The sequence below is a fragment of the Sphingomonas sediminicola genome, from assembly GCF_049991885.1.
Taxonomy (GTDB): Bacteria; Pseudomonadota; Alphaproteobacteria; order Sphingomonadales; family Sphingomonadaceae; genus Sphingomicrobium; species Sphingomicrobium sediminicola.
On sequence record NZ_CP178916.1, the window covers coordinates 1874603 to 1895077 of the forward strand.

Genomic DNA, 20475 nt, shown 5'->3' on the forward strand with positions numbered 1-20475 from the left:
CCCGACGACGCGGCCAGATTTGCCGGAGATTGACCCTGCGTGGCGACCGTGGAAGGACGCCTGGCCAAGGAGAGCGTCCCTTGGCGACAACAATCGAAGAACTGGAAAAACGCCGCGAGGCGGCAAAGCTAGGCGGCGGCGCTAAGCGGATCGAGGCCCAGCATGCAAAGGGCCGCCTAACCGCGCGCGAGCGGCTCTCGGTGCTGCTCGATGAAGGCAGCTTCGAAGAATATGACATGTACGTCGAGCACAATTGCGTCGACTTCGGCATGGAGAGCCAGACGTTCCCCGGCGACGGCGTTGTCACCGGTTCCGGTACGATCAATGGCCGCTTGGTCTACGTTTTCGCCCAAGATTTCACCGTGTTCGGCGGCTCTCTTTCGGAGCGTCACGCCCAAAAGATATGCAAGATCATGGATATGGCGATGAAGGTCGGCGCACCGGTCGTCGGCCTCAACGATAGCGGCGGCGCCCGCATTCAGGAAGGCGTCGCCTCGCTCGCCGGTTATGCCGAGGTCTTCCAGCGCAACGTCCTCGCCTCGGGTGTGGTCCCGCAGATCAGCCTGATCATGGGCCCGTGCGCGGGCGGCGCGGTCTATTCGCCGGCGATGACCGACTTCATCTTCATGGTGAAGGATAGCTCCTACATGTTCGTCACCGGCCCGGACGTGGTGAAGACCGTCACCAACGAGGTCGTGACCCAGGAAGAGCTGGGCGGTGCGATCACCCACACGACGAAGTCGGGCGTCGCCGACGTTGCTTTCGAGAACGACATCGACGCACTGCTGGCCACTCGCGAGTTCTTCGACTTCCTGCCGCTGTCGAACCGCCACGATTTGCCCGAGCGGCCGACTAGCGACGACTGGGACCGCATCGAAGACAGCCTCGATACCTTGATCCCGCCAAGCGCCAACCAGCCGTACGACATGCACGAGCTGATCCGGAAGGTCGCCGACGAGGGCGAGTTCTTCGAGCTTCAGCCGGGCCATGCCGGCAACATCATCACCGGCTTCTGTCGCATCGAGGGCCGCACGGTCGGTGTCGTCGCCAACCAGCCGATGGTGCTGGCAGGCGTCCTCGACATCAATTCCTCCAAGAAGGGTGCGCGCTTCGTTCGCTTCTGCGACGCGTTCGAAATTCCGATCCTGACTTTCGTGGACGTCCCCGGCTTCCTCCCGGGCGTCGCGCAGGAGCATAACGGCATCATCAAGCACGGCGCGAAATTGCTCTTCGCTTATGCCGAGGCGACGGTCCCCAAGATCACCGTCATCACCCGCAAGGCCTATGGCGGCGCCTATGACGTTATGGCCTCCAAGCATTTGCGTGGGGACCTCAATTACGCCTGGCCGACCGCCGAGATCGCCGTGATGGGCGCCAAGGGCGCGGTCGAGATCATCTTTCGCAAAGACATCGGCGACGCCGAGAGAATCGCGACACGCACCCGCGAATATGAAGAGCGCTTCGCCAACCCCTTCATCGCCGCGAGCAAGGGCTTCATCGACGAAGTGATCATGCCGCACTCGACGCGGCGGCGGGTCGCGCTCGGGCTAAGGAAGCTCCGTAACAAACAATTGGAGAATCCGTGGAAGAAGCACGACAACATTCCGCTTTAGATCCGGATGCGGTCACGCCCGAGGAGATCGGCCTGGCAATTCTGGGTGGGGCGGGCTGGATCGCTGTAGCAGCCGGTATTGTCTGCCAGATTATGTGGGGCGGTCGTTACGCCCTGCTGGGCGTCCTAGCTTTCGCGCTGTCCAGGGCACTGATGAGAATTTGGCAGCTGGCACGGCGGCAATCCTTTCCGCGAAACCGGGCATCGTCGCGAATGACGAGAGGACTGGCGATCTTCTGGGTGTTCCTTTCGCTCTGTCTAAGTTTGCCATTCTGGGGAGTCGCATGAGCACCTACACTGCCACGATCCGCTGGACCCGGAAGTCGGACGGCGACTTCAGCAAGGGCCAATACAGCCGCGCGCACACGTGGGAGTTCGATGGCGGCGTGACTGTCCCCGCCTCACCCAGCCCGCACGTCGTCCCGGCCCCTTGGTCCGATCTTAACGCCATCGATCCGGAGGAAGCGTTCGTCGCCTCCCTCTCCTCCTGCCACATGCTCTTCTTCGTTGATTTCGCGCGGCGTGCCGGGCTCATCATTGACGACTATGTTGATAAGGCAGAGGGCACTTTGGAAAAGCGCCCGGACGGGAAAATGGCGATGACGCGCGTTACGCTCCACCCGCGCATCACTTGGAGCGGCAGCACACCCGATGAGTCATCCATCGCCGAACTTCACGACCGCGCGCACGAAGCCTGCTTCATCGCCAACTCAGTGACTACGGAAGTGACAATCGACCAATGAAACTCGGCCGTCTGAACCACGTCGGCGTCGCGACGCCGTCGATCGAGCAGAGCCTCGAGCTTTACCGCACCATGTTCAATGCCGAGCCGCACGGTCCCGCCTTCGACCTCCCCGCGCAAGGCGTCCGCGTCTGCTTCGTCGACACGCCCAATTCGCAGATCGAGCTGATCGAACCGCTCGGCGACCATTCGCCCGTCGCGAAATTCCTCGAGAAGAACCCGTTGGGCGGCCAGCATCATATGTGCTTTGAAGTCCCGGACATTCAAATCGCCAAGGCGGAGTTTGAGGCGAACGGCGCGCGCGTCCTCGGCGAGGCGCGCATCGGCGCCCACGGCACGCTCGTTTTCTTCGTTCACCCCAAGGACATGGGCGGCGTTCTGACGGAGATCATGGAGACGCCGAAAGCGGCGAACTGAGTTCTACTCGAACTCCACAATCACCTGATCGACGGCGACGCTTTCGCCGGCCTTCACCGGCGTCGCTTTCACCGTTGCGGCTTTGGGCGCGCGGAGGATGTTTTCCATCTTCATCGCTTCCATAATCGCGACCGTCTGGCCCGGCTCGACCTTGTCGCCGGTTTTCACGTCGAGGCGCGTGACAAGGCCCGGCATCGGCGCGAGCAGCAGCCGCGACAGATCAGGCGGCACTTTCTCGATCATGTGCACGGACAGCTCGGCGACATGCGGGTCGAGCACCTGCACCTTGTGCTTCGCGCCGCGCGTGGTCAGCTCCCACTTCCGGCCGTTGCGCGCGACCCGGACGGTACGCTGGCGGCCGCCGATGGTCAGACCGAGCAGTCGCTGGCCCGGAGTCCAGCTTCCAAAGATCTCGACCGGGGCACCACCATCGACGCTGGCCATTGTGCCACCTTCGAATGGCTCGATGTGGACGCGGTGAACCTCGCCCCCAACCTTCACGCTGTGGTCGCGCGGTGGCTCGATCGGGCTGTGCAGCTGGTCGCTGATCTGCCCGGCGCGCGCTTCCCGCGTCGTCTCGATCATCGCAGCGATGGCCACCAGGTCGACGATCAGTTGCGAGTCGGCGGGAGCGCCCTCGAAGCCTTCCGGATATTCTTCGGCGATGAAGTTGGTCGTGATGTTCCCCTCGCGGAAGCGCGGGTTCTGCATCAGCGCGGACAGGAAATCGACGTTGTGACCGATGCCGTCGATCTCGAACGCGTCGAGCGCCGCGACCTGCGCGTCGATCGCGGCCTCGCGGGTCGGCGCCCAGGTGACCAGCTTGGCGATCATCGGATCGTAGAACATCGACACCTCGCCGCCCTCGAACACGCCGTCATCGACGCGGACGACAATCCCGTCGCGCTTCTCGGGTGACGGGCGATAGCGAATCAGCCGGCCCGTGGAGGGCAGGAAGTGCCGGTAGGGATCTTCGGCATAGACGCGGTTCTCGACCGACCAGCCGTTGAGCTCTACGTCGTCTTGGCTGAGCTCCAGCTTCTCGCCCGCCGCGACGCGGATCATCTGCTCGACGAGGTCGAGGCCGGTGACTTCCTCGGTCACCGGATGCTCGACCTGCAGCCGGGTGTTCATTTCGAGGAAGTAGAAGCTCTTGCCGGTCGTATCGGCACCGGAAACGATCAGCTCGACCGTGCCCGCGGAATAATATCCAACGGCGCGGGCGAGCGCGACCGCCTGCTCGCCCATCGCCTTTCGCATCTCGGGCGTGACGAACGGCGACGGCGCTTCCTCGACCACCTTCTGGTGGCGGCGCTGGATCGAGCATTCGCGCTCGCCGAGGTAGAGGATGTTGCCGTGCTGGTCGCCGAGCACTTGGATCTCGATGTGCCGCGGCTGCTCGATGAACTTTTCGATGAAGACGCGGTCGTCGCCGAAGCTGCTCAAACCCTCGCGCTTGGTGGCTTCGAAGCCCTCGCGAACGTCCTTCTCCGACCAGGCGAGGCGCATGCCCTTGCCGCCGCCGCCGGCCGATGCCTTCATCATAACCGGATAGCCGATGTCCTTGGCGATTTTCACCGCCTCGTCGGTCGTGGCGATGTCGCCGAGATAGCCGGGGACGACGTTCACGCCCGCCTTCTGCGCGAGCTTCTTGGACTCGATCTTGTCGCCCATGGCGGCGATGGCCTTGGGCGGCGGGCCGATGAAGGCGATCTTTTCCTTCGCCAGCGCCTTGGCGAAGCTCTCGCGCTCCGAAAGGAAGCCGTAGCCCGGGTGCACGGCCTCGGCACCGGTCGCCTTGCAGGCGTCGATGATTAGCTCGGCTTTGAGGTAGGACTCAGATGCCGGCGGCGGGCCGAGGTGGACAGCCTCATCGGCCATGCGCACGTGCGGCGCGCGAGCGTCAGCGTCGGAATAAACCGCGACCGTCTTGATGCCCATGCGCTTCGCCGTGCGGATGACGCGGCAGGCGATTTCCCCGCGATTGGCGATCAGGATCTTCTTGAACACTAGGGCGCAACTCCCTCGACGACGTAGATCCGAGATTTGGACGAGCGATGCCGGATCTCACTCGCCGCGTGGGTCTCAGGCGCATTCTCGAATACCATTGCGGAATCGAAACTGGGGAATTCAAGCAGTACGACGCGTCCATTGGGCGCGGGCGGATCGATGGTCTCTGTGCGTCCCGCGCGCGCTATGTAACGGCCGCCGTGGGCAATGATGATCGGCTCAATCGCCTTCTTGTAATTCTCGTAATCGGCGGGATCGGTCACGGCGACTTCTATCACCACATAGGCCTTGGGCGAGATCGCGACGGAGGAAGTGGTAGTCGGAGTCATGGCCGCGCATGTCGCCGACGTCGACGCGAGAAGGACTAATACCGCGAACCTGATCATTCCCGACGCTCCTTATTCTGCGGCTTCGTCCAGCGGTGGACGATTGTGGCCGAGCAGGCGCAGCACTTCGTCGGCGGCGTCGGCGAGGTTTGTGCCCGGACCGAAGATCGCCTGCACTCCTGCGGCGCGGAGAAGCGCATAATCCTGTGGCGGAATGACTCCGCCTGCGACGACCTTGATGTCGGCTCGGCCTGCTTCCTTGAGCGCTGAAATCAGCTCCGGGATGAGCGTGCGATGGCCTGCGGCTAACGACGATGCGCCGACGACGTCGACGTCATTTTCGATCGCCATTTGCGCGGTTTCGCGTGGGGTCTGGAACAGCGGCCCGGGAATGACTTCGAAGCCGAGGTCAGTGAACGCCGATGACACCAGGTTCGCGCCGCGGTCGTGTCCGTCCTGGCCCATCTTCGCGACCATAATGCGCGGCTTGCGGCCGAGGCGCTCGGCAACAGAGCGCGTGCCACCTTCCGCCGCTCTCCAGCGGTCGTCGTTGCGGGCCTTCCCGTAGATGCCGCGCACTGGCTCGGGAACGGTTCCGTAACGCCCGAACGCGCGTTCCAGCGCGTCCGAAATCTCGCCGAGCGAGGCACGGGCGCGTGCCGCTTCGACGCACAATTCTAGGAGGTTCGCATCGCCCCGCGCCCCAGCTTCGAGCGCGTCCAGCGCGGCGACCACCTTCGCGTCATCGCGGTCTTCGCGAAGCTTCCTCAGGCGGCCGATCTGGTTGGCGCGGACCTTGGCATTGTCGACCTCGAGGATGTCATGCTCTTCCTCTTCCGCCAGGCGATAGCGGTTGACACCGACGATCACCGTTTCGCCCGTGTCGACCTTTGCCGCGCGGGCCGCGGCGGCCTCCTCGATGCGATGCTTGGGCAGGCCTTCCGCAACTGCCTTGGTCATGCCTCCGTGCTGCTCGACTTCCTGGATCAGCTCCCACGCGCGCTCCTCTAGTTCGCGGGTCAGCTTCTCCACGTACCAGCTTCCGCCAAGCGGATCGGCGACGGCGGTGATGCCGCTTTCCTCGGCCAGGATCAGCTGGGTGTTGCGCGCGATGCGCGCGCTGAAATCGGTCGGTAGCGCGATCGCTTCGTCGAAGCTGTTGGTGTGCAGCGACTGCGTTCCGCCGAGCACCGCCGCTAGCGCCTCGACCGTGGTGCGCACGATGTTGTTGTACGGGTCCTGTTCGGTGAGGCTGACTCCCGAAGTCTGGCAGTGCGTGCGAAGCCGCTTGGACTCATCTTTCTTCGCGCCGAGATCGGTCATGATCCGGTGCCAAAGCGTACGCGCGGCGCGCAGCTTCGCGACCTCCATGAACAGGTTCATCCCGATGCCCCAGAAGAAGCTCAGGCGGCCCGCGAACTCGTCGATCTCGAGCCCCTGCTTCATCGCCGCGCGCGCATATTCCATGCCGTCGGCGAGCGTGTAGGCGAGCTCCTGCACCGCCGTCGCCCCGGCCTCGTGCATGTGATAGCCGCTGATCGAGATCGAATTGAATTTCGGCATCTCGCGCGCGCAGAAAGCGATCACGTCCGACACGATCCGCATCGATGGCTCGGGCGGGTAGATGTAGGTGTTGCGGACCGCGAACTCTTTCAGGATGTCGTTCTGGATCGTCCCCGTCAGCTGCGCGTGCGGGACGCCCTGCTCCTCGCCAGCGACGATGAAGAAGGCCATGACCGGAAGCACCGCGCCGTTCATGGTCATGCTGACCGACATTTCGCCGAGCGGGATGCCGTCGAACAGCAGTTTCATGTCCTCGACACTGTCGATCGCGACGCCCGCCATGCCAACGTCGCCCGCGACGCGCGGATTGTCGCTGTCGTAGCCGCGATGGGTGGCGAGATCGAAGGCGACGCTTAGACCCTTTTGACCGGCGGCAAGGTTGCGGCGGTAGAAGGCGTTGGACTCTTCCGCTGTCGAAAAGCCGGCGTACTGTCGGATCGTCCACGGCCGGCCCGCGTACATCGTCGCATAGGGGCCGCGCGTGAAGGGCGCGACGCCCGGATAGCCGCTATCGATGGCGGCATCGGGTCCATAGACATTGTCGAGGCGAATGCCCTCGAATGTCTCGCGCGTCAGGTCCTTGCCCCGCGACTCTTTCGCGGCGAGCGTTTCCCAATCTGATTTGGTCGGCTTGTCGGTCACGGCGCCCGCACTAGCGCGGGCAGCGGCGAACCTCCACCCTCGACGCTATGGCGCGAGGGCAAAGTCGAGGGCGGCATTCTTCAGCTGCGGATCGATTTCGTGACCGCCGTTGAACCAGTGGACTTCAGGCGAATAGCCGGCCCCCTCCAGGCCTTTGATCATGTCGCGGACATTGGCGGCCGGGAGGATCGGGTCGCGGCTAGAATGCGCGATGAAGATCCGCTGCTCCTTGTCGATGCGGGAAGGCGCGAACGCATAGCCGGGCGAGAAGGCAATGATGGTCCGGAAAAGGCCTGGGTAGGCCATGCCGATCGACAGTGCGTAGCTGGCTCCGTCAGAGAAGCCCATGACAGTCGTGTGCCCTCTATCGATGGGTGCTTTCGCCGTCAGTTCGGCAATTGCCGCCTTGATGTTGGCGACGTCCGACTCATCGTCCTTTGGTTTGCGTTGTGCCCAGGTACGCCCGCTCGACTGGACAGACAGCAGAATGGCGCCGCGTTGATCGGCGTCGTGCTTGAACTGTTCGAGGAAATAACGAGCGTCGCCACCAGCGCCGTGCAGGACGACGATCAGTGGGGCTGGGCCGGTGATTGTCGCAGGGACATAGGCAAAGGCGCTCGGAGCGATGTGCTGAACGATCGCGGGCGACCGCGCTGCGGCCGGCGATGCAGGGGCGGCGAATACGGCGCTTGCCATAAGAAGAAGTCGCGACACGACTTGCATATCAGTGGTTTCGCAGGACCGAGCGTTGGAGCTTGCCCGTCGCGGTCTTTGGCAGCGCGTCCACGTACTCGATCTCGCGCGGATATTTGTAGGGGGCGATCTGGTTCTTCACGAAGGACTGCAGCTTTTCGGTCAGCTCCGCGCTCGGCTCGGCGAATGCGGCGAGGACGATGAAAGCCTTCACCTTCTGGCCGCGCTCGGGGCAGGTGACGCCGATCACGGCGCACTCGGTGACGGCTGGGTGCGCAAGGAGCGCGTTTTCGACTTCCGGAGCACCGATATTGTAACCCGAGCTGACGATCATATCGTCGCTGCGCGCAAGGTACCAGTAATAGCCGTCGGCATCTCGGCGATAGGTGTCGCCGGTGATATTCCAGCCGTTCTCGACGTACTTCGCCTGCCGCTCGTCATCGAGATAGCGACAGCCTGTGGGACCACGGATTGCGAGGCGGCCTTCGCCCTCCTCAAGCGAGTTGCCCGCGTCGTCGAGAATGGTCGCGGTATAACCGGGTACCGCCTTGCCGGTTGAGCCGGGACGAACGTCGTCGCCCGCCGCCGAGACGAAGATGTGCATCATCTCGGTCGAGCCGATGCCGTCGGTGATCGCGATGCCGGTCCGCTCATGCCACGCGCGCCAGGTCGCCTCGGGCAGATGCTCGCCGGCGGAAATGCAGTAGCGCAGAGACTTGAGGGCATCGTCGAGGCCCGGCTGCGACAGCATCGCCTTGTAAGCCGTAGGCGCGGTGCCGAGGTGCGTGACACCATGCTTCACCATCGCCTCGACCATCTTCGGCGGCGTCGCCTGCTCGATGGTCGCGGCGGCGGCGCCGAAGCGTAGTGGGAACATGAGCGTGACGCCGAGCCCGAATGTGAAGGCCATCGGGGCGCTGGTCATGAACACATCGCCAGCCTTTGGACCGACGAGATGTTTCGCAAACGTGTCGCAAGGCGCGAGGATGTCGCGATGGAACTGGACGCAGCCCTTCGGCACGCCGGTCGTGCCGCTGGTGAAAGCAATCAGCGCTGGGTCGTCGCGATGCGTATCGACGGGCGGGAGCGGGGCGAGCGACGCGGTGCGCGTCTCCAGATCACCGTGCTCATAGTCGCCGTCATATTTGATGATGTGCTTGACGAAGTGGGTCTGGTCGACCGCCTCGCGGAAGTCACCGATGAAGCGGCTGTCCACGATCGCATGGCTGATCTGCGCCCGCTCGATCACCGTCGCGACCTCGCCGGGCCGAAGCAAAGGCATGGTTGCGACGACCACTCCGCCTGCCTTCAGCACCCCGAGCCAGACCGCGAACATCGTGTACCCGTTCGGTCCTCGCAGAAGCACTCGGTTGCCGGGGACGAGGCCCTCTTCTTCCACCAGCAACCGCGCGATGCGCCCGCTGAAGGCGTCAAGATCGGCATAGGTCCAGCGGCCGTGATCGTTGACGATTGCAAGCGCGCCGGGAGTGCCGCCCTTCAGAAGCTCGGCGGCCGCGTTCAGCCGGTCGGGATATCGGACTTCTGGCAAGTCGAAACGGAATTCCGGAAGCTGGTCCGGTGGCGGCAGGCGATCCTCGACGAACCGGTCCCTCATTCGGGAACCACCGCCGTCGCCTCGATCTCGACCTTCGCCTCGCGCTCGACGAGCCGCACGACCTCGACCAAGGCCATCGCCGGATAATGCCGGCCCATGATCTCGCGCCACGCGGCACCGATCTCCTTCGCGCTCGCGAGATATTCGTCGATCGAGGTCACGTAGCAGGTGAGCCGCGCGATGTTCTTCGGATAAGCGCCGTCGCATTGGAGGATGGCGACAATATTACGAAGCGTCTGGGCGAACTGGCCCGCGAGCGTATTGTCGACGAACTCCTGGCGTTCGTTCCAGCCGACGACCCCGGCGGTCATCACGATGCGGCCGCGCGCAGCCATGGCGTTTGAATAGCCTTTCGGACGCGGCCAGCCGGGGGGGCACAGGTCCTTCATGCGCGATGCTCCTTCAAGAGGTCGCGTGCGATAATCTGCCGCTGCACCTCGCTCGCGCCTTCGTAAATGCGAAGCGCGCGGATTTCGCGATAGAGTTCCTCCACCTTGGCGCCCTTGGTCACGCCCATTCCGCCGTGCATCTGGACGGCGGCATCGATGATCTGCTGCGCGGACTCGGTCGCGTTTAGCTTGGCCATTGCGGCGGCTCGGCGATGATCGGTTCCGCCCACATCCTGCTGCCACGCCGCGCGGTAGATGAGCAGCGACGACGCATCGATCGCTGTCGCCATGTCGGCCAGCTTGGCCTGCGTCACGGCATTGTCGGAGAGCTTGCCGGTGCCGAGACGGCGGTTTGACGAGAAGGCGAGCGCTTCATCGAGCGCACGCCGGGCAAACCCGAGCGCTGCCGCTCCCACGGTCACCCGGAAAAGGTTCAGCGTCTCCATCCCGACGCGGAACCCTTCTCCAGGTTCGCCGACGATCGCATCAGCGGGGATGCGGACGTTGTCGTACTTGAGCCGCGCGAGCGGATGCGCGGCGATGGCGTCGATGCGCTGAACGACCGCAACCGATTCGGCGGGCACGATGAAGGCCGAGAGCCCACGCGACCCCTCGCCTTCGCCGGTGCGCGCGAAGGTCAGATAGTAGTCCGCGATGCCGCCGTTGGAGATGTAGGTTTTCTCGCCGACCAGAACCCATTCGTTGCCTTCGCGCATCGCGGAGGTCGCCATGTTCGCGGCATCCGATCCGCACTCCGGCTCAGTCATGGCGAAGGCGGCAATCGCCTTGCCGCTGGCGACGCGCGGGAGCCATTCTCGCTTCTGCTCGATAGTCCCGAACAGGCTGATCGCGCCTGAGCCAAGACCCTGCATCGCGAAAGCGAAGTCGGCCAGACCGTGATGACGCGCCAGGATCTCCCGGCAGATTGCGAGACTGCGTACGTCGGGACGAGAGTCTCCATCGCCGACGCACAGTTTCAGGAAGCCGGCGCTTCCCAATTCCTGCACCAGTGAGCGGCACGCCTCGTCCGTGTCAGCCGCTTCGGCGTCATGGATCGTCGCCTCGCACCAGGCTTCGAGTTCAACCGCCAGCGCTCGATGGCGCTCTTCGAAAAATGGCCAGGCGAGGAAGCTGCGGTCGGCCATCAGTTGCCCTGGAACTCCGGTTTGCGTTTGTTGGCGAACGCCTCGTAAGCGCGATGGAAATCCTTGGTCTTCATGCAGATCGCCTGGGCCTCGGCCTCCATCGTGATCGCCTCGTCGATCGACACGTGCCACTCGCCATCGAGCTGGCGCTTGGTCATCGCGTGAGCGAAAGTCGGACCACGCGCGAGCTCCAGCGCAAGCGCGCTCGCCTCCGCCAACACATCTTCGACGACCCGATTCCAGAAGCCCCAGGCGACACCTTCGTCGGCGCTTATCGACCGGCCGGTGAACAACAGCTCCGCAGCGCGGCCGTGCCCGATGATCCTCGGCAGGATCGCGCAGGCGCCCATGTCCGCGCCTGACAGGCCTACGCGGGTGAACAGGAATGCCGCCTTTGCGCTCGGCGAAGCGAAGCGGATGTCGCTCGCCATTGCGAGGATCGCGCCGGCTCCCGCGCAGACGCCTTCGACCGCGGCGATGATCGGTTGCGGACAGGCGCGGATTGCCTTGACCAGGTCGCCGGTCATGGTCGTGAATTCTAGCAAACCGGCATCGTCCATCCTGGTCAGCGGACCGATGATCTCGTGCACGTCGCCGCCCGAACAGAAATTGCCACCCTCGCCGCGAATGACGACGACTTTCACGTCCTTCGCTCTGGCCAGCGAGCGGAAGGTGTCACGTAGCTCGGCATAGCTTTCAAACGTCAGCGGGTTTTTCCGCTCCGGCCGGTTCAGCGTGACGGTCGCGACGCCGTCGGCGAACTCCCACAGAAAATGGTGCGGGCGGAAGTTCGAAGCGTCGAAACTCACGCGCTCGTGCCCCCGTCGATGGTGATCGCTGCGCCGTTGATGTCTCTGCTGAGCGGCAGGCAAAGCGTCAGCACAAGGTTCGCAATCGCCTGCGGATCGACCAGCCGCCCGCTCGCATTCATGTTGGTGATCGCCGAACGCGCATCGCCCTCGCCGCGTCCCGTGATCTGCGACACGCGCGCCACCGACTGGTCGGTCATCGGCGTATCGACATAGCCGGGGCAGACCGCGTTCACGGTCATCTTCGACTTCGCATATTCAGCCGCCATCGAGCGCATCAGGCCGAGCAGGCCGTGCTTCGATGCCGCATAATGCGCCGCATACGGGACTCCGCGAAGGCTCGCGACCGAGGCAATAAAGACGACCCGGGCGTCTTCCGACTTCAGCAGGTCGGGTAACCCCGCCTGCACCGTGTCGAACGCGCCGGTGAGATTGACCGAAATGATCCGGTCCCAGCTCTCGCGGGTCATCTTGTGGAAGGGCGCGCTCTCCGCGATGCCCGCGTTGACGATCAGCAGGTCAATCAGGCCGTTCTTCGCCCGTGCCTCGTCGAACGCTTTATGGATGCTGTCGAGGTTGGTGACGTCGCACTGGATCGCCTGTCCGTTCGTCACTCTCGCAACATCCAGCAGAGGCTCCATCCGGCGGCCCAGCAGCGAAATCCGCGCTCCGGCAGCATGAATCATCTCCGCCGTGGCAGCTCCAATGCCAGTGCCGCCGCCGGTAATCAGCGCGTGACGCCCCTCGAGCGGTCTGTCAGCCATCGCTCTCCCCTTTCATTTGAAGCATTGGCCGAACCCCAATGAGGTGGCAAGGCAGCCGTCATGAAGCTTGCGATCATCGAGACGGGACGGCCTCCCGGCCAGCTCTCCGAGCAATTCGGCGACTATCCATCGATGTTCCGGGCGATGCTGGGCAATGGCTTCGAATGCGAGAGTTTCGACGTCCAGGCCGGAGATCTGCCGGATGCTGGCGCCCACCACGCCTGCCTCCTCACTGGGTCACCGGCCGGCGTCTACGATCCATTGCCGTGGATTCCTGGACTGATGGAATTCATCCGCGCTGCGAAGGAGAGCAAGATGGTGGGCATCTGCTTCGGTCACCAAGCGATGGCGGAAGCGCTCGGCGGCCATGTCGAGAAGTCCGAAAAGGGCTGGGGTGCCGGCCTCCATCGCTACAACGTGGTTCGTCCCGAGCCCTGGATGGACGGCGCCAACAAGATCGCGGCCCCGGCATCGCACCAGGACCAGGTCGTCGTTCAGCCGCCGAACACGGAGATTGTCGCCCAATCCGGCTTCACGCCTCTTGCGGCGCTCGCCTGGACCGACAGACCGGCCATCTCCTTCCAATTCCACCCGGAATTCTCGCCGGCCTTTGCGAAGGCGCTGATCGAGAAGCGTTACGACGTCGTTCCCGACCCTGACGCGGCGATCGCCTCGCTGGATGCGCCAAACGACAATGCGCGCGTTGCCGGTTGGATAAAGCGTTTCCTGGAGGCATAGGCACGCGCAAACCATTTGGGGGAAGCGACTCATGAAGACCCGCGCAGCCGTAGCCTTCGAAGCGAAGAAGCCGCTCGAGATCGTCGAGCTGGACCTCGAAGGCCCGAAGCAGGGCGAAGTTCTGGTCGAGATCATGGCGACCGGCATCTGCCACACCGACGCCTACACGCTCGACGGTTTCGACAGCGAGGGCATCTTCCCCTCGATCCTCGGCCATGAAGGTGCGGGCGTGGTGCGCGAGGCCGGGCCCGGCGTCACCAGCGTGAAGGTCGGCGACCATGTCATCCCATTGTACACGCCGGAATGTCGCCAGTGTAAGTCGTGCCTCAGCGGCAAGACCAACCTCTGCACCGCGATCCGCGCGACGCAGGGCAAGGGCCTGATGCCCGACGGCACCAGCCGCTTCAGCTACAAGGGCCAGACCATCTATCACTACATGGGCTGCTCGACCTTCTCGAACTTCACGGTGCTGCCGGAGATCGCAGTCGCGAAGATCCGCGAGGACGCTCCGTTCAAGACCAGTTGCTACATCGGCTGCGGCGTCACGACCGGCGTCGGCGCAGTCGTGAAAACCGCCAAGGTAGAGCCCGGCGCAAACGTCGTCGTCTTCGGCCTCGGCGGCATCGGCCTCAACGTCATCCAGGGCGCGAAGCTGGTCGGCGCGAACAAGATCGTCGGCGTCGACATCAACCCGGACCGCGAGGATTGGGGCCGTAAGTTCGGTATGACCGACTTCCTCAACACGAAGGGCATGAGCCGCGAGGACATCGTCGCGAAGATCGTCGAGATAACCGACGGCGGCGCGGATTACACGTTCGACGCAACCGGCAACACGGAGGTGATGCGTACGGCGCTCGAATGCTGCCACCGCGGTTGGGGCACGAGCATCATCATCGGCGTCGCAGAAGCCGGCAAGGAGATCGCCACCCGTCCGTTCCAGCTCGTCACCGGCCGCAACTGGCGCGGAACGGCGTTCGGCGGAGCCAAGGGCCGCACTGACGTACCGAAGATCGTCGACTGGTACATGGACGGGAAGATCGCGATCGACCCGATGATCACCCACGTCCTGACGCTCGACGAGATCAACAAGGGCTTCGACCTGATGCACGCGGGCGAAAGCATCCGGAGCGTGGTCGTCTACTGATGAGCGACAAGGTGAACCTCGCCGAGAAGCTGGCGAGCTTCTCCGATCATTGGGCGCCGCGGATCGTCGCGCGCTACAATGACAATGAGATTCGTCTAGTGAAGGTCGAAGGCGAATTCATCTGGCATAGCCATGACGACACCGACGAGCTGTTTCTTGTGATCGAGGGCGCGCTCGACATCGAGCTTCGCGACCGCACGGTGCATCTGCACCCGGGCGAGCTGTTCGTCGTTCCGCGGGGCACGGAGCATCGGCCGGTGTCACGCGGCGGCGAGACCAAGCTGCTGCTGATCGATCCGCGGGACATGCCCAATACGGGTGACGAAGCGACCGCCACCAAAGCTGTCGAGATCTAGGGAGAGGGAATATGTTCAGCCACGTGATGCTGGGATGCAGCGACCGCGAACGGTCGAAGAAATTCTACGACGCGACCTTGGGTGCGCTGGGCCACAAACCAGGGCAGGATTTCGGCAAGTCGGACTGGTGGATGACCCGCGAAGGCGCGCTCGGCGTCGGGCAGCCGTTGAACGGCGAGCCCTGCAGCGTCGGCAATGGTTCGACGATTGGCTTCCGCGCCGAAAGTCCCGAACAGGTCGATGCCTGGCACGCGGCCGGCCTGGCCAACGGCGGCAAGTCTTGCGAGGACCCTCCTGGCATCCGAGACGCTGGCTTCGGCAAGATGTACCTCGCCTACCTGCGCGATCCGGACGGCAACAAGCTCTGCGGCTTCTACCGGATACCGGCCGACAAGTGAGTTTGGAGGTCCTCAGCGAAAACCGGTCGCACGGCGGGCGGCAGCTCGTCGTGAAACATGCGTCCGCCGCGACCGGCACGGAGATGACCTTCTCGATCTTCCTGCCGCCACAGGCCGAAAGCGGCGGGAAACTGCCGATCGTCTGGTACCTGTCAGGCCTGACGTGCACGCACGCAAACGTGACCGAGAAAGGCGAGTATCGCGCCGCCTGCGCTGAGCATGGCCTTATACTCGTCGCTCCAGACACGAGCCCTCGCGGCGAAGGCGTGCCGGACGATCCAGCTGGCGCCTACGACTTTGGCCTCGGCGCGGGTTTCTACGTCGATGCGACACAGGAGCCTTTCGCCCGCAATTATCAGATGTGGTCGTACCTCATCGAGGAATTGCCTGCCCTGGTCGCATCCGAGTTTCCGGTCGACATGAGCAGGCAGGGCATCACCGGCCATTCGATGGGCGGCCACGGGGCATTGACGGTCGCGCTGGGCAATCCAGGCCGCTTCCGCAGCGTGTCGGCTTTCGCCCCCATTGTGGCGCCGAGCCAGGTGCCGTGGGGTCAGAAAGCACTAGGCGGCTATCTCGGGGACGATCACGCCGTCTGGCGAAAACATGATGCCGTCGCACTGATTGAAGACGGTGCTCGGATCGACGGACTGCTCGTCGACGTCGGAACTTCAGACAATTTCCTGGAGAAGGAGTTGAAGCCGGAGTTGCTGGAAAAGGCCTGCGCCGACGCGGGCATCCCGCTGGAGCTCCACCTGCGCGATGGCTACGACCACAGCTATTACTTCATCTCGACCTTCATGGCCGACCACCTGCGCTGGCATTCGGAGCGACTGCGCTGAACGGCAATTTTTATGGTGCGGCTCTTGCGGTGGGCACCGCGATTACGTGCGGCCTGCTGATCGGAATCGAACGAGGTTTCAATCTCCGGCGCGTGGGCGAAGGGACGCGGGTCGCCGGCATCCGCACCTTCACCCTGCTCGGCCTGGTCTCAGGTATAGCGGGCCTGATTGGCGGCATGGGCCATTCGGTCGCCGCGGGAGGCCTCGTCGCAAGTGCCGTAGCCATCCTGACCATCGGCTACGCCCACCGGCCTGACCTGGATAAGCGAACGGACGCGACCACCCCGATCGCCGGAATCACGACCGTCGGCCTCGGCTTCCTCGCGGGAAGCGGCGACCCGGCACTGGCCATAGTCGGCGCCACTCTGGTGACGCTCATCCTCGCACTGAAAGAGGAAGTGCACAGTCTGATCGGCAAGCTCGACGAGGAGGACGTGAAGGCACTCGCACGCTTTGCGGTGATCGCAGGAGCAGTCCTGCCATTCCTGCCGAGCGGCAATTACGGCCCATACGGCGCGTGGAATCCGCAGAAGCTGTGGCTCGTGGTCGTCCTCGTTACCGGCTTCTCCTTCCTCGGTTATGTCACAAACCGCATTTTCGGCTCGCGGCATGGGACCATTGCCACCGCCATCATCGGCGGCCTCTACAGCTCCACGGCAGTAACGCAGTCGCTCGCTCAGCGCCTTGGTTCGGGCAAGGGGGGCGGAGCCGAACCGGCTGGAATCGCTCTCGCAACAGCGATCATGTACGTGCGGATCATCGTCCTTATCTCCTTGCTCGCGACGCGATTGGTGCTTCCGTTCGCGATGATTGTCGCACCCGCATTCGTCGTTGCAAGTGCGGCCGGCTGGTGGCTCTATCGCAAGGCGCCGCGGTGCGAAGGTCCTTCGCCGCCAGGCAACCCGATCGCTTTGCTCCCGGCCCTCGCGTTCCTGCTCTTCGTAGCTATCGCCGCAGTTGCAGGCGCCTGGGCCCAGGGGCGCTTCGGGCAGGAAGGCATCGCAGCACTCCTCCTGATCATCGGAACGATGGATGTGGACGTCGCGATCGTGACGGCGGGTGGAATTCCGCCGGAGATGATCGGCGCGCTTTTCGCAGCAACGGCGCTGGCTGGAACGGTGCTCGCCAACATGGCCGTGAAGCTCGGGATTACGCTGGCCTATGCTCGGAGCGAAGGCCGCTCAGCAGCTATCGCGCTCGGCGCGAGCATGGTCGCCCTCGCCATCAGCATTGGATTTGTGCTGACGCTGATCTGGTGACCCCAACGGGGTAACAACAATCCCCGAATTACAAGTCATTAGCTTGTCTAACCACCCAAATCGCAACCGAGAAGCCCCCTCACGTCCTACTCGTTTTGTCTAACTGATGGGCCCCGGGATTCGGCGTCCCACGCGCTCCGGCGAACCTCCTTCGAGAAAATGGCTCCCAGCTGACGTGGCCCTCAGATTGACGCTCGGCATTTCGCACATCAGCATCCAGGCGATGCCCAAGCCAATTTTATTCGCTTCGATCGCAGCACTGGTGGCTCTATCGGCGTGTGATGGCGAGAACCAAAAGAAGTCCACCGCTCTCGCAACGCCGGCGACCGCAACAAATTTCCCCCAGCTAACTGGCCGGGTCGTCGACGAAGCTCAACTGCTCAGGCCAGACCAGGAACTCGATCTGGCAGCAAGGTCACAAGCTCTTGAAGCGCAAACTGGCCGCCAATTTGTGATTGTGACCGTGAGGTCGCTCAGAGGGCGCGACGCTGCAACTTACACGCGAGATTTGGGCAACACGTGGAGGATCGGCAGGAAGGGCTACAATGATGGCACAATCCTTCTTGTCGCGCCGACAGAGCGCGAAGTGCGTATCGCAACCGGGGACGGCCTCGCCACCGCTTTCCCCGATCGAGCGGCCAAGCAGGTGATCGAAGGAGTGATGCTGCCAAGGTTTCGTAAGGGAGAGATAAGCGCCGGCATCGTCGCGGGAGCCGATGCCATCGTAGCTCAACTCAGTAGGCACCCCAATGAAGCTATTGCACACCCCCGTTGAAGTCATCGCTGCGAAACGTGCCCATGTGGCGCGACTGGCCAATGAGAGAGGATCTCACGGCGAACAGGCTGCACTAGCGACGCAAGACAAATGGATTGCTCGCCCGAAGGGGCGTCCGCTTCGCATCCTCCTCGACGAGCTTGCTGCGGAAGGCATCCTAATAAAGGCTTCAAGCTTCGACGCACTCGCACTTCCCGCGCCGTTCGATTTCTCGGATCGAGACCAACTGCGCAACCATCTGCCCGAGATCACATTCATTGAGATCAAGACGGCAAATCAGCCGCGGGTCGGGCCGGGATTCACAGGGTTCTTCTTCGCGCTTACAGAAGGCGAGATTGCCGCCGCGGATCAGTTGGGCCCACGACACCGAGTGGCCCTATTCAACAAGATTTCGGGCGAGCTCCTGCTTACTTCTGTGCCCGAAATCATTTCTCGGGCCAGGTCCATGAACTGGCAGCTTTCTCTGCAACTTTGATGGAAACGTTGCAGGCCACGCGCCGAAAGCGTGGCCCGCAATAGGGCGACCACTACAGCCCAGTTATCGGTTCGTCCAAGAACGGCAGCATGGGAGTCTCACCGTAACGAGGATGGACCCGATCTAAAAAGTCTTGGAACTGCCTGTAAGTGCGGCTGACTTTCATCAGCGCGATCACGGAGGCCAAATGTTCTCGCAGCTTGGGATGGCCCAGCTCATCGGTCAGCCTTCGAAATAGTTGGTGCTTGAAGCGGCCATCGGGTCGGCGTGGGGTCTGCCGCCTCAATTCATCCAACACGCCAGGCGCCAGGCGCCGATAAACAATGTCGTTCGTAAGATGACCGAAGTATTGCGGCCGCTTCACATTATCGCGGGGAAATTCCAGCCCTCTCAGACGAAATAGTTCAGAATAAAAGTCATCCGGGAAGGTGTGGACCCACGGGCGGAGCTCCTTGGCGATAAAGTCTTCAAGGATTCTCGCGAGCGCATCTTTCGCGCGATCGCGCTGATACCCAGTTGCCTCGTCGACCAGAGCGATAATTCCGACCCGCGCGAACGATCGGATGAGCATGTCAGCGAACTGAGCGTATCGCCTCTCCTGCTCCGTCTGAAGCGCGCCAGCGTCGCGGGCTTCCAACAGCGATTCACACAATTCCTGCAGAACAACTGCCTCAAAGCCCGAGCTCGGTGCGTTGCCTCTGGGAGACGCGCCCGTGAACAAGATCGGCTCAGAAATTGCATTGGCCAGATCGTTGTCGAGAAATGCTCTTATGGTCCGATGTTCAACAATCCGCTGTGCGCCTTGACCGCGCCCCTTCATGCCGATGGCGGCCGTCATGCCGCGTCCTGAGATCACCCGGCGACCGTCGTCCAGAACGAAACAAGGCAGCTCGACATCTGCAATTGTGAGAACGCCTCTGTGCGTTGCCTTTGGGTACGCGTGGCCAGGGCTTTCGCCGCTCCATCGAGCCTCAGCGGCTCGCTTAGCTATGGCTTTTCGTTCCTCTGGAGTCAGAGCTTCAGCACGGGCGAAACCCCCCTTGGCTTTCCCAGAATCTACTTCCATGCAAGCATCCTTTTCAGATTATGCTTGCATTCAATATAATGCCCCGCGTCGAAGTGCAAGCATAACTAGTCCAATTATGCTTGCATAACGAAGGCCCGACAGGGACCTAAGCCCTCATTCGCTCGAGCTCGTCGACGAGCGCATCCAAGTGCCCATGAAAACTTTCGATCATTGCGCGCAGGAACGCCTCAGGCTCGACGCTTTCCGGACGAAACGGATGTTCGGCCCGCAGCCCGAGCATCCGCAGGAAAATAAGCTGGGTCCTGCCATTCCCTTCGCGGAATGGGTGTATGTGATTCACATCTCCGAGAAACTCAGCGGCCACGACGATGAAGTCGTCAGGATCCGACCCAGCGAGGAACGGAGGCGACTGTAGGCCCTTGAACAGAGCCTCCATCTGGCTGGAGATAAATTCCGGCAAGCAAAACAGATTTCCGCCCTTGCTCGTTCGGATGGTCCTATATTCTCCAGCCCACTCGTATACGTCTTGGAATAGGTACCGATGCAGGGCTCGATAGTGGGCAGTGTCGTAGTTTCCCTCAGGTGGTCCTTCGACGCTGCGCATTCCGACATGCTCAACCTCGAACTGTTCTAACTCCCCTGCGTCCTTCAGGTCCGGAATGTTGATTAGAACATCGCTGCCGGGATAGCAGGCGGGATCGTCTACCGCCTCATACCGATCGCCGATCATTTGG

General features: G+C 62.9%; 22 protein-coding genes. 11 read left to right on the forward strand and 11 right to left on the reverse strand.

All coding sequences use genetic code 11. The features are described 5' to 3' along the window. The first annotated feature begins 80 nt into the window (after positions 1-80). The 3 genes from ACMC5O_RS09725 (at position 81) to mce (ending at position 2771) form a co-directional block, all read left to right on the forward strand. The gene (locus tag ACMC5O_RS09725; protein WP_187708955.1) at positions 81-1613 is read left to right on the forward strand and encodes an acyl-CoA carboxylase subunit beta; all 1533 of its coding nucleotides are present in this window, start codon (positions 81-83) and stop codon (positions 1611-1613) included. A gap of 283 nt (positions 1614-1896) precedes the next feature. Next, complete coding sequence (locus tag ACMC5O_RS09730) at positions 1897-2355, forward strand: OsmC family protein (protein ID WP_187708954.1); 459 nt, start codon at positions 1897-1899, stop codon at positions 2353-2355. Continuing rightward, positions 2352-2771, forward strand: a complete 420-nt coding sequence (gene mce / locus ACMC5O_RS09735) for a methylmalonyl-CoA epimerase (RefSeq protein WP_187708953.1) — start codon at positions 2352-2354, stop codon at positions 2769-2771. The genes ACMC5O_RS09730 and mce overlap by 4 nt, the downstream gene beginning before the upstream one ends. Positions 2772-2774: 3 nt before the next feature. Here the strand turns inward: mce and ACMC5O_RS09740 are convergent, their stop codons facing one another. Genes ACMC5O_RS09740 through ACMC5O_RS09780 form a run of 9 tightly spaced genes read right to left on the reverse strand, consistent with a single transcriptional unit; the run spans position 2775 to position 12727 of the window. Then, positions 2775-4781, reverse strand: a complete 2007-nt coding sequence (locus ACMC5O_RS09740) for an acetyl-CoA carboxylase biotin carboxylase subunit (RefSeq protein ID WP_426692770.1) — start codon at positions 4779-4781, stop codon at positions 2775-2777. Then, the gene (locus tag ACMC5O_RS09745; RefSeq protein ID WP_187708952.1) at positions 4781-5167 is read right to left on the reverse strand and encodes a DUF1330 domain-containing protein; all 387 of its coding nucleotides are present in this window, start codon (positions 5165-5167) and stop codon (positions 4781-4783) included. The genes ACMC5O_RS09740 and ACMC5O_RS09745 overlap by 1 nt, the downstream gene beginning before the upstream one ends. 12 nt (positions 5168-5179) lie before the next feature. Continuing rightward, complete coding sequence (scpA, locus tag ACMC5O_RS09750; protein WP_187708951.1) at positions 5180-7312, reverse strand: methylmalonyl-CoA mutase; 2133 nt, start codon at positions 7310-7312, stop codon at positions 5180-5182. Between the two features lie 45 nt (positions 7313-7357). Next, positions 7358-8008, reverse strand: a complete 651-nt coding sequence (locus tag ACMC5O_RS09755) for an alpha/beta hydrolase (protein ID WP_426692771.1) — start codon at positions 8006-8008, stop codon at positions 7358-7360. 28 nt (positions 8009-8036) lie between these two features. After that, positions 8037-9620 (reverse strand): AMP-binding protein, encoded by a 1584-nt coding sequence (locus tag ACMC5O_RS09760; protein WP_426692772.1) that lies wholly within the window; start codon positions 9618-9620, stop codon positions 8037-8039. Continuing rightward, positions 9617-10009: a RidA family protein gene (locus tag ACMC5O_RS09765; RefSeq protein WP_426692773.1), complete on the reverse strand. Its 393-nt coding sequence runs from the start codon at positions 10007-10009 to the stop codon at positions 9617-9619. The genes ACMC5O_RS09760 and ACMC5O_RS09765 overlap by 4 nt, the downstream gene beginning before the upstream one ends. Next, positions 10006-11154, reverse strand: coding sequence for an acyl-CoA dehydrogenase family protein (locus ACMC5O_RS09770; protein WP_187708949.1), 1149 nt, complete (start codon positions 11152-11154; stop codon positions 10006-10008). Before ACMC5O_RS09770 ends, ACMC5O_RS09765 begins: the two co-directional genes overlap by 4 nt. Then, positions 11154-11963, reverse strand: a complete 810-nt coding sequence (locus tag ACMC5O_RS09775; RefSeq protein WP_187708948.1) for an enoyl-CoA hydratase family protein — start codon at positions 11961-11963, stop codon at positions 11154-11156. Before ACMC5O_RS09775 ends, ACMC5O_RS09770 begins: the two co-directional genes overlap by 1 nt. Then, positions 11960-12727 carry an SDR family NAD(P)-dependent oxidoreductase gene (locus ACMC5O_RS09780; RefSeq protein WP_426692774.1) on the reverse strand — a complete coding sequence of 256 codons (768 nt, stop codon included), beginning with the start codon at positions 12725-12727 and terminating at the stop codon, positions 11960-11962. Before ACMC5O_RS09780 ends, ACMC5O_RS09775 begins: the two co-directional genes overlap by 4 nt. A 60-nt stretch (positions 12728-12787) precedes the next feature. On the opposite strand from ACMC5O_RS09780, the gene ACMC5O_RS09785 reads away from it, so the two are divergent. The 8 genes from ACMC5O_RS09785 to ACMC5O_RS09820 all read left to right on the forward strand — a co-directional run bounded on the left by ACMC5O_RS09785 (position 12788) and on the right by ACMC5O_RS09820 (position 18714). Beyond that, a complete protein-coding gene (locus ACMC5O_RS09785) occupies positions 12788-13465 on the forward strand; it encodes a type 1 glutamine amidotransferase (protein WP_187708946.1) in 678 nt (225 codons plus the stop codon). A 31-nt stretch (positions 13466-13496) separates the two neighbouring features. Next, entirely contained in the window at positions 13497-14609 is a 1113-nt protein-coding gene (locus tag ACMC5O_RS09790; protein WP_187708945.1) for an S-(hydroxymethyl)glutathione dehydrogenase/class III alcohol dehydrogenase, read from the forward strand. Then, positions 14609-14965, forward strand: coding sequence for a cupin domain-containing protein (locus ACMC5O_RS09795; protein ID WP_187708944.1), 357 nt, complete (start codon positions 14609-14611; stop codon positions 14963-14965). Before ACMC5O_RS09790 ends, ACMC5O_RS09795 begins: the two co-directional genes overlap by 1 nt. Before the next feature lie 11 nt (positions 14966-14976). Beyond that, entirely contained in the window at positions 14977-15363 is a 387-nt protein-coding gene (locus ACMC5O_RS09800) for a VOC family protein (protein ID WP_187708943.1), read from the forward strand. A gap of 2 nt (positions 15364-15365) precedes the next feature. Beyond that, entirely contained in the window at positions 15366-16205 is an 840-nt protein-coding gene (gene fghA, locus ACMC5O_RS09805) for an S-formylglutathione hydrolase (protein ID WP_426693524.1), read from the forward strand. Between the two features lie 29 nt (positions 16206-16234). After that, positions 16235-17464: an MgtC/SapB family protein gene (locus tag ACMC5O_RS09810; protein WP_426692775.1), complete on the forward strand. Its 1230-nt coding sequence runs from the start codon at positions 16235-16237 to the stop codon at positions 17462-17464. Positions 17465-17651: 187 nt separating this feature from the next. Continuing rightward, positions 17652-18239 carry a TPM domain-containing protein gene (locus ACMC5O_RS09815; protein ID WP_187708940.1) on the forward strand — a complete coding sequence of 196 codons (588 nt, stop codon included), beginning with the start codon at positions 17652-17654 and terminating at the stop codon, positions 18237-18239. Beyond that, positions 18214-18714, forward strand: a complete 501-nt coding sequence (locus ACMC5O_RS09820; protein WP_187708939.1) for a hypothetical protein — start codon at positions 18214-18216, stop codon at positions 18712-18714. The genes ACMC5O_RS09815 and ACMC5O_RS09820 overlap by 26 nt, the downstream gene beginning before the upstream one ends. Before the next feature lie 52 nt (positions 18715-18766). Here ACMC5O_RS09820 and ACMC5O_RS09825 read toward each other — a convergent pair whose 3' ends face one another. Next, positions 18767-19552, reverse strand: a complete 786-nt coding sequence (locus ACMC5O_RS09825; protein ID WP_222949883.1) for a P63C domain-containing protein — start codon at positions 19550-19552, stop codon at positions 18767-18769. A gap of 334 nt (positions 19553-19886) precedes the next feature. Continuing rightward, on the reverse strand, positions 19887-20471 hold the full coding sequence (locus ACMC5O_RS09830) for a Fic/DOC family protein (RefSeq protein WP_426692776.1): 585 nt from the start codon (positions 20469-20471) through the stop codon (positions 19887-19889). Positions 20472-20475 lie beyond the last annotated feature (4 nt).